A 9,950-nucleotide genomic window follows, 5' to 3' on the forward strand; every position below is an offset into this window, starting at 1 on the left:
AAAATACTGAAAGGAATCCTCGAGGCCAGACTTGAGGGGCAGATTAAAAGCAAAGAAGAAGAGATAAAGTTTGTAAGGGAAAAATTCCCGATTTAGAGTTTTTATCCCAAATAATGCATTTAGAAAACCACAGAGACACAGAGGCACTGAGGATGAAGATAAGAAGATGAGAGGATAAGAAACTAAGAAGATAAGAAAGATAAAAAAAGCTCAACTTTCAAACTTCTTAACTTCTCAGCTTCTTAGTCCTCTGTGTCTCTGTGCCTCAGTGGTTATTCTTTATCTCTGTAGTTTTATTAAAATTTATCTCTGTGTCCTCTGTGGTCAATTGCATTTTTCGGGTTGAAATCTCTCCGTTCAGCCTCCCGCTGCGGAAACCCTGAAGGTCAAGAGAAATAAATTTATAGCCAAGTGATTTAAAAAATACAATCACCTTTGTCCTCACATCCTCCCTGACAAGCAGATGTAACTCTTCAGGCATTACCTCAATCCTCGCAGTCTCTCCGTAATCCCTGACCCTCAACTCCCTCAATCCAAACCCCTTCAAATAATCCTCAGCCTTCAGGACTCGTTCGAGACCTTCTGCTGTAATCCTGTGTCCATAGGGAAACCTCGAAGACAGGCATGGTGTAGCAGGTTTATCCCATGTTGGAAGGCCGAGCCTAAAAGAAATATCCCTCACCTCTTTTTTCCCTATCCGGGCTTCAAGAAGTGGGCTCCTTACTCTTAACTCTATTGCAGCATGCCTTCCAGGCCGCCAGTCCTGAAGGTCATCGGCATTTGTCCCATCAAGGACATAACGGTAGTCTTCTTTTGCGGCCATCTCAGAAAGCTTTCCGAACAACTCTTTTTTGCAGTAATAGCATCTGTCAGGCGGATTGCTGGAAAAATTATTATCTTTAAGTTCCTCTGTGTGTATTATTCTGTGCCTGACATTAATAGAAGATGCTATTGCCCTTGCAAATGAAAGCTCATCAGGAGGAAAGCTCTCAGAGGAAGCAGTTACTGCAAGGACATTGTTGCCGAGTGCCATGGAAGCTGCCTTTAAAACGAGGGTGCTATCCACCCCACCTGAATAAGCAACTATAACCTTATCCATCTCGCGGATAATGCTTACAAGGAGTCCAAGCTTGTCCATGAGCTAAAGTACAACTATCTCGTAGTGTTCCTGATGCAGGTTTTTATCGGCCTTCACAATGACCTTAAAACCATGGTGTTTTTCTATCTCTTCGAGCCCTTCTCTCTCTTCATCATAAAGGAGGTCTGCCACTGAAGGATGGGCTGTAATCATAATCTTACCTCCAGGTTTTTCTGAACCTAATCTCCTTAATTCTCTAAATATTTCATAGCATACTGTCGTTGGAGATTTTACAAAACCCTTGCCCTCACAGTAAGGGCATTGTTCACAGAGGGTTCGTCCAAGACTTTCTCTCACCCTCTTTCTCGTCATTTCAATAAGACCGAGTTCTGAGACCTGAAGAATAGTGCTCTTTGCTCTATCCTTGCTCATTATCTCCTGGAATGTTGAGAAGAGCTTTTTTCTGTTCTCCTCTTTTTCCATATCTATAAAGTCTATTATGATTATTCCGCCGAGGTTTCTCAGCCTTATCTGATAGGCAATCTCTTTTACCGCTTCTAAATTTGTCTTGAGTATTGTATCCTCAAGACTCGCTTTCCCAACAAATTTGCCGGTATTTATATCTATTGCTGTCAAGGCCTCTGTCTGGTCAATGACAATATAGCCGCCGGACTTCAGCCATATTCGCCTTCCAAGTGCCCTCGATATTTCCATCTCAATACCAAAAAAGTCAAAGATCGGCTCGCTGCCGTCGTAAAACTCGATCTTCGAAGCAAGTTTCGGAAAATATGTATTAAGAAACTCTATTATCCTTTTATATTCCCCCTCGGAATCAATTACAAGCCTGCGCACCTCATGGCTGAGGAGGTCCCTGACGCTTCTGAAGACAAGGTCGAGGTCGCTGTAAAGGAGGTAAGGCGGGACAACTTTATTCCTCTTCTCATGGATGTTCTCCCACAGAAGGACTAAAAAATCCATATCCTTTTTTATCTCTTCTTCGGTACAGCCCTCACTGGCTGTCCTGATAATAAAACCAAAACCTGAAGGTCTAAGGCGATTAACCATCTCCTTGAGTCTGAGTTTTTCTGCCTCGTTTGAAATCCGTCTCGACACACCTATATGCTCAACCCCGGGCATCAAGACAAGGTATCTTCCTGGTATAGTTATATAAGAAGTCACCCTCGCCCCTTTGCTCCCGATGGGGTCCTTTGAAACCTGCACAAGGATTTCCTGACCATCCTGAAGTATTTCTTCGATAGGGAGGTTAAGAGGCCTTGCCTCTTCCTCTAACTCTTCAAGGAATATCGGGGAATCAAGGCCAGAATATATATCTGCAACATGAAGGAATGCAGCCTTCTCAAGGCCTATATCCACAAAAGCTGACTGCATCCCTGGAAGGATCCTTACCACCCTGCCTTTATATATGTTGCCTACAAGACTTGCATCTTTTTTTCTTTCGATATAAAGATCGCAAAGCTGTCCAGCCTCAAGAAGGGCTACCCGCGTCTCTTCCCTGCCTGCATTGATTATTATCTCATCAGCCATAACTTCTCACCGCCTATGGGTTCCAGCCACTCTTCTACGCCCTGGCGCACATCCGATTCAAAACCACATATATTAACTCTTTTTACAGATAACCTCTGAACCTCATTTACAGGTTTTTGAAAAAGTGCAGCCAGTAACTCAAAAAGCCTGACTTTTACTCCTCCTTTATCCACTAATGTAAGATAAAGGTTTTCACCCTTGACCACCGCATCTTTCACCATTGGTCTGAGATTTACCTCTTTACCATCCCTTTTTATAAAAAAGACAGGGTTTTCCAAAAAATCTTGAATCTTGCCCTGAATTTGATTCAGGGTTGAATCTTGAATCTCCTCATTTATCGTTATTTCATATTTATAGCATGAGATAAAATTATTCAGTGATGGTTCTCCTTGTTTTATTGTCATAACACCTCTAATCCTTAATCCTTCAGGAAGTGTCCTGTTCATTCTTTCCACAATGTCATCAGCATCAATATAATGGTAAACTTCCATATCAAAATATTCTTCGAGTCCTTCGACACCAACAGGAAGGGCGGGTCCAAATGATACTTTCGGGTGAGGATGAAACCCGCTGGTATAAACCAGTGGCGCCTTAGCCCTCCTCAGTGCCCTCTGAATTGCTGCCATTACTTCAAGATGGGAAAGATATCGCAGTGTCCCTGTCTTTGAAAACTGAACCCTTAACCGAATCGGTTTCTTAAGTCGTGAGTCTTGAGTCGTAAGTCTTAAGTCTTTTGTTGACTCATGACTGCTGACTGCCGACTGTTGACTGTTGACTGTTGTCTTACATGTGAGCCCACAATCATAACACCTGTTCCTGCAATTTAGGGTTATCTCACCTTTTAGTGCCTTTTTGTATTCTGTTGCCAAAAATTCTTTTCTGATCCCTGAGTTTATCATGTCCCACGGAAGCCATGAGTCCACATCTAATGCCCTCGAAGCATAACTGTACAGGTCGAGATTTATCTTTTCCGCAGCAACAAGCCATTTATCAAAACAAAAGGTGTCAGACCACCCATCAAAGCGGCACCCGAGGGCCCATGCAGCCTCAATAAGAGAAGCAATCTTACCATCACCCCTTGCAAATACAGCCTCGAGAAGGCTCATCTCAGGCTTGTGTCCCTTGAAATTAAAGCCCCTTCTCTGCAATGCATCTTTGAGAAACCCCTGTCTCATTTTTAATTCTTCGAAAGAAACCTGGCCGAGCCACTGAAATGGCGTATGTGCCTTCGGGACAAAAGGCGATACGCCAACATTTATATTAATACGTCGGTTAGCAGTCTTACGGGCATTCTCTACCATATCGATAATCCCTTCGATATCCCTCGCTTCTTCTGTAGGAAGACCTATCATGAAGTAAAGTTTAATGCCCTTCCACCCTTCACTGGAAATGACCCTCAGGGCCTCAAAGTATTCATCTTCGCTAAAATCCTTGTTAATTACCTTTCTGAGCCTTTTGCTACCAGCCTCTGGCGCAATAGTAAAACCCGTCTTCCTGACACTTTTTATCTCCTTCGCGACATCCCTGTTAACAGCCCCAACCCTCAGGGATGGAAGCGATATTGCAATATTATCTCCAGCAAATCTCCTGTTAAAGGCTCGTATCAGAGGCAGCAGACAGCTATAATCTCCAGTGCTCAGTGATGTAAAAGAAACCTCTTCGTAACCTGTGTTTAAAATAGATTTCTGAGCTAAGGCTAAAATTTTCTCAGGACTCCTCTCCCTCAAAGGCCTGTATATCATTCCTGCCTGACAGAAACGGCATCCCCTTGTGCATCCCCTTGATATCTCAATGGCGATTCTGTCGTGCACAATGGAGGTATATGGCACTATTGGGTTTTCGGGGAATGGGGCATCATCGAGAGATTCAACAATCCTTCTTTTGATCCTCACACCATTATCAGTGCTATGAACCAGCGGGACATAAACTCCTTCCACCTGAGATAATGCCTTTAAGAGATTCTCTTTTCTCATATCTCGGTACGAGTCGATTCCGACTTCGTCCTGCCATCTTTTATATAAATCTACAATTTCCCTTATGACCTCCTCTCCATCGCCAACAACAAAGGCATCTATAAATGGGGCAAGGGGCAGCGGGTTCATTGCGCATGGCCCGCCTGCAATGATAAGGGGATAGCCTCTATCCGCCTCGGTACGAGTCGATTCCGACATCCTGTCTTCTGTCCTTATAGGGATTCCGCCCAGGTCAAGCATATTAAGGACATTGGTATAGGAAAGTTCATACTGGAGGCTGAAGCCCACAATATTGAAATCCCTTAAAGGTCTGTTGCCTTCGAGAGAGCAGAGGGGCAAGCCTTTCTGTCTGAGAAATGCCTCATAATCAATCCACGGTGCATACACCCTTTCTGCAGAGGCATAAGGGATACTATTTATAATCGAATAGAGGATTTTAAGCCCTATATGGGACATGCCTATTTCATATGTATCCGGGAAACACAGGGCAACCTTTATCAGCGCATCCTTGTGAATGCTGTTTACCTCGCTGTTAACATATCTGCTCGGTTTCTGGAAATTTACTATATTCACAGGCATTAGCCATTATCTCATATAGAACTAAAAAATGGGAAGTGAGAAATGAGAACTGGGGGGATCGGCTCGAAACAATTGCAGAAATCAATAAAACAAGGCAAATCTTCTCGTCCTTACATTTATTAAAATTCCGACAGCAATGAAATCTGAGAGCAGGGCAGTGCCTCCGTAACTCATGAAGGGCAGCGGCAGGCCAACAATGGGCATCATTCCGAGGGTCATACCGACATTTATGACAAAGTAGAAAGTCAACATTATTGTGACGCCCAGGGCAAGAAAACTCCCGAAGGGATCCCTTGCCCTTCTTCCTGTATCAAGGCCCCTCAAAAAAATAAAAAGATATATGATGAACAAACCAATACTTCCCATAAAACCCCATTCTTCAGCAAAAATCGAGAAAATAAAATCAGTATGTCCCTCAGGCAAAAATCTCAAAGACCCCTGTGTGCCTTCTAAATAACCTTTCCCGAGAAATCCACCCGAACCTATTGATACCTTTGACTGATTTATATGATAACCAATGCCGAGGGGATCGACCTGTGGTTCTACAAAGGCCACAATTCTGTTCTTCTGATATTCCTTCAGTCCTCCCCAGAAAATGTGGCCCATAAAGGGCACAGCGATGATCCCTATAATGAGAATCAACACAAAAAACTTCTTTCTGATACCTGCTGCCATAGCCATGCCGAGAGAGATAAAGACCAACATCAGGGCGGTCCCGAGATGCGGCTGTTTTAAAATAACAATTATCGGAGGCAGGAGAAAGAAAAAACTTATCTTTGCTATCTCTTTAAAGCCGAGCGTTGTTCCCTGTCCAAGGTTTGTCAGGTACTTAGAGAAAGCGATAATAAAAAAGATTTTAAAAAATTCTGATGGCTGGAAAGATAAAGGCCCAAGTGGCAGCCACCGTTGAGCTCCCATCCCCTGTTTGCCTACAAAAAGCACAAGAACAAGAAGAATAAATCCAATTACAAACAATGGATAGGCAAATTTCTCAAACCATCTATAATCAATACTTACAACAAGGATAAAACAGAGCAGGCTAATACCCAGCCAGTAAACTTGCTTTATATAAAAAGATGGATGTTCTGAACCTGGAAGGGGTCTCGTGGCGCTATAAATCGTCATTATCCCTATAAGGGAGACGATTGTCACAAGGGCAAATGTAATCCAGTCAAAATTTTTTAAAAGCCGTCTGTCTATCATTTGTCATTTATCATTTGTAACTTGTTATTTTCATAAAATGCCTCTATGACCTTTTTTGCTATAGGGGCTGCAGCCGCTCCTCCATGGCCTCCGTGCTCCACAAAGACAGAAAGTGCAATCTGCGGGTCCTCAACAGGAGCAAAGGCCACAAACCATGCATGGTCACGGAGTTTTTTCGGCAGGGCATGAGATTGTTTTCTGATACTCACAACCTGAGCAGTCCCTGTTTTGCCGCCTATATGCAAAAGGCTTGAACGTGCCCGGCCGCCTGTGCCTCCTGCTTCTCCGACAACTCCCTGCAAGCCATTTCTTACTGTATCGAGACTTCCTGCATTTACTTTGCTATTTCCCACAAACTCTACGCCCGAATCTTTTATAAGATGTGGTTTGTAAATTTTTCCACCATTGGCAACTATAGACGTAAGCAATGCCATCTGTATGGGAGTCGTAGAGATATATCCCTGGCCTATAGCAACACTGAGAGTCTCTCCTTGAAACCATTGCTCTTTCCTGGTTTTAAGCTTCCACTGCGTTGAAGGTACAATCCCGGATTTTTCATTCAAGAACTCCAGACCAACAGGTTTTCCAAGCCCGAATCTCTCTGCATATTCAGCTATTTTGTCAATGCCGAGTCTCTTACCCACCTCGTAAAAGTATATATCGCATGATTCAACAATTGCACGGTGCAGGGACACAGTGCCATGGCCCCCGGGTTTCCAGCATCTGAAACCCCTTTTACCCATAGCGATTACACCGGTACAGTTGACCTCTGTATTCCTTGTTATCACTCCCTCTTCAAGACCGGCAATCGCAGTAATAATCTTAAATGTAGAGCCGGGAGGGTACTGGCTCTGCAACGCCCTGTTCAATAATGGCTTCTGAGGGTCATTCAAGAGTTTCACCCACTCCCTGGGTTCTATGCCTCTGGAGAAAAGGTTCGGGTTAAATGGCGGGCTGCTGGCAAGGGTAAGTATTTCGCCTGTATTAGGGTCAAGGGCCACAATAGCTCCTGCCTCACTCTTTAATGCCTCCTCTGCTGTCTTCTGAAGTGTTATATCAAGAGTAAGAGTTATATCATCTCCTTTAACAGGCTCCTCCATGCCGACAACTTTAATCTCTCTACCTATGGCATCAACCTCAATAAGTTTTCCTCCGGCAGTCCCTCTCAGGACTTTGTCATATATCATTTCAAGGCCCCATTGTCCTATAAGTGCCCTGTGGGGGACGTCTTTATAATCTGGTTTTTTAGACTGTTCAGGCGTAAGGCGTCCGAGATGGCCGATGATGTGGCTCGCAAGGGTTCCATTAATATATTCTCTGCTTACTTCAACATCTACTTGCAGTCCCGGGAAATCAACTTTCCTTACCTCAACCTTTGCCACCTCCTGCCACGGAACTGCTATCTTAAGCTTAACAGGTTCGTATGGATATACCGCAGCCTTTCTGAGCCTATCCTGTATCTCATCACCGCTGAGGCCAATGAGTTTGCCGAGAGCAGACAGGGTTTCCCTATCTTTTGGTAGATATTCCCTGATTACAGAGACATCGAAAGAAGGCACATTCCTTACAAATGGCACACCGTTTCTGTCATAAATTATTCCCCTCGCTGCTGGTATCTTGACAACTCTCAATCTGTTTTGTTCTGCGAGCTCCCTGTACTCCCTGCCCTTTATTACCTGAAGCTGCCATAGTCTCAAGATAAAAATGGCAAAGACGATAAGAATAATATAGGCACCGAGCTTAATCCTCTTTTCCATTAATTAATCAATGTCTCCTCTACTTTTATTTCTTTCGGCCTTAAAATTGGATACACAAGCATTCCGAGGATAACAGTATACATGCCCGGAATAAACAGGCTCAGATTCCTCCCGATAGACGAAGTTGCAGTAAAGGTCTCAAGGCATACAAAGACAACGAGGCTGTCTAAAATGAAAATTAACAAAATCGCCAGCGTATTCAGAAGAATACCCCAATTAAAAAACTTTTCCTTTAATGAAATAAAGAGAAAACCTGCGATGGCCTTGCTCAAAAGTTGAGGACCTATAATAAATCCGCTTATTGCATCTAAAACAAGCCCTGTGCCACCTCCAAATAACATCCCGTGTAACTGCCCTTTTCTCAAGGCATAAAAGCAAACTATAATAAGCACCAGGTCAGGCTTTGGCCCGGAGAGCATTACAGACTGAACAGCAATAGCAAAAAGGGCCACAAGCGCCCAGAAGAAAGTTTTATTCATCTTTTGAGAATCGCTACCTCTTCTATCTTTCTTAAATCCTGCAAAGGCGTAACCTCGATGTGCTGAAACAAACCAATACCTTTTTTTAAGATTTTACTCACATAACCGACCTGAATCCCCTCAGGGTACAAACCATCAACCCCCGATGTTATGACCTTATCACCTATCTTCACATCCTCTTCGTGAGGCATATATTTCAGATAACACACATCAGTTCCCCTGCCCTCTAAAATACCCTCCCCCCTTGAGGATTGAACTCGAACTGCAACCGAGGAATTTACATCAGTTATAAGAAGCACATTTGATACACCTTCGAAGACCCGGTGAATCCTGCCGACAAGCCCTGTTGGAGTGACTGCAACCATATCATTGGAGATGCCATCGTTTGCTCCCTTGTTTATCCATAAGACATGGAACCAGTTAGTCGGATCTCTGGCAAAGACCTCGGCTGTTGTAACATAGTCACGCCTTCTTTCCTTTAAGCCGAGCAGCATCCTCAGCCGCTTATTTTCATCCAATATTTCTGTATAGTCATTCCTCTCTTTTTCAATATCCCTTAACCTGGATATGAGTTTTTTATTTTCTTCTTCTTTTCCGACAATCATCAGGTATTTGTTAAATATGCCTTTGACGCCGTTTGACACACTGGAAACACCGCGCTGGACGGAAGTAAGGGGGTAAACAATGAAGTCAAAGATTTTGTTTCTCGCTTTAAGGCTTTGGTATGTAAGCAAGGCGAAGACAAAGAGAATGAAAGTCACAGAGAAAAAGGACTTTCTTTTAAAAAACATTTAATTAATCGCAACCCTCCTGAGAATATCTAAATCATCCAGGACCTTCCCAACCCCTTTAACAACAGCTCCAAGGGGATCCTCAGCCACAATAACAGGCAGGGAGGTTTCATGTTTCAGCAGAAGGTCAAGTCCATTTAGAAGCGCTCCTCCTCCCGCAAGGACTATTCCTCTGTCAACTATATCAGAGGCAAGTTCTGGAGGGGTATTCTCAAGAGCTGTTTTAATAGTGTTTATAATTACCGCTACGGATTCGGAAATAGCACTCCTCACGTCGTCTTCTGTAATTGTCAATGTCTTGGGGATACCCGAGATAAGGTCCCTTCCTTTTATCTCCATTGTTTTATTCTCCCCATCAAGTTTATAAGCAGAGCCTATTTGTATCTTTACCTCCTCTGCTGTCTTTTCACCAATCAAGACCTTGAATTTATTTTTAACATAGCTGATAATTGCCTCATCCATTTTATCTCCACCAACCCTGACGGCCTTACTGTAGACAACGCCGTGAATAGCAATCACCGCTACATCAGTCGTGCCTCCTCCGA

8 protein-coding genes are annotated in these 9,950 nt (G+C 43.5%); all 8 read right to left on the reverse strand.

Annotated elements, in window-relative coordinates; all coding sequences use genetic code 11:
- Positions 1-265: 265 nt before the first annotated feature.
- Positions 266-1,138: an ATP-dependent sacrificial sulfur transferase LarE gene (gene larE, locus HZC12_05085; protein ID MBI5026101.1), complete on the reverse strand. Its 873-nt coding sequence runs from the start codon at positions 1,136-1,138 to the stop codon at positions 266-268.
- 3 nt (positions 1,139-1,141) lie between these two features.
- On the reverse strand, positions 1,142-2,623 hold the full coding sequence (locus tag HZC12_05090) for an Rne/Rng family ribonuclease (protein MBI5026102.1): 1,482 nt from the start codon (positions 2,621-2,623) through the stop codon (positions 1,142-1,144).
- Positions 2,608-5,175, reverse strand: a complete 2,568-nt coding sequence (locus HZC12_05095) for a TIGR03960 family B12-binding radical SAM protein (protein ID MBI5026103.1) — start codon at positions 5,173-5,175, stop codon at positions 2,608-2,610. The genes HZC12_05090 and HZC12_05095 overlap by 16 nt, the downstream gene beginning before the upstream one ends.
- A gap of 81 nt (positions 5,176-5,256) precedes the next feature.
- On the reverse strand, positions 5,257-6,378 hold the full coding sequence (gene rodA / locus HZC12_05100) for a rod shape-determining protein RodA (GenBank protein MBI5026104.1): 1,122 nt from the start codon (positions 6,376-6,378) through the stop codon (positions 5,257-5,259).
- Positions 6,375-8,135: a penicillin-binding protein 2 gene (gene mrdA / locus HZC12_05105; GenBank protein ID MBI5026105.1), complete on the reverse strand. Its 1,761-nt coding sequence runs from the start codon at positions 8,133-8,135 to the stop codon at positions 6,375-6,377. The genes rodA and mrdA overlap by 4 nt, the downstream gene beginning before the upstream one ends.
- Positions 8,135-8,614, reverse strand: coding sequence for a rod shape-determining protein MreD (gene mreD / locus HZC12_05110; GenBank protein MBI5026106.1), 480 nt, complete (start codon positions 8,612-8,614; stop codon positions 8,135-8,137). Before mreD ends, mrdA begins: the two co-directional genes overlap by 1 nt.
- Complete coding sequence (gene mreC, locus HZC12_05115) at positions 8,611-9,405, reverse strand: rod shape-determining protein MreC (protein ID MBI5026107.1); 795 nt, start codon at positions 9,403-9,405, stop codon at positions 8,611-8,613. The genes mreD and mreC overlap by 4 nt, the downstream gene beginning before the upstream one ends.
- Positions 9,406-9,950: rod shape-determining protein (locus tag HZC12_05120; protein MBI5026108.1), on the reverse strand; the 545-nt coding region annotated here is incomplete at its 5' end. It lies immediately after the preceding gene.

It is taken from the genome of Nitrospirota bacterium (assembly GCA_016214385.1).
GTDB lineage: Bacteria > Nitrospirota > Thermodesulfovibrionia > UBA6902 > JACROP01 > JACROP01.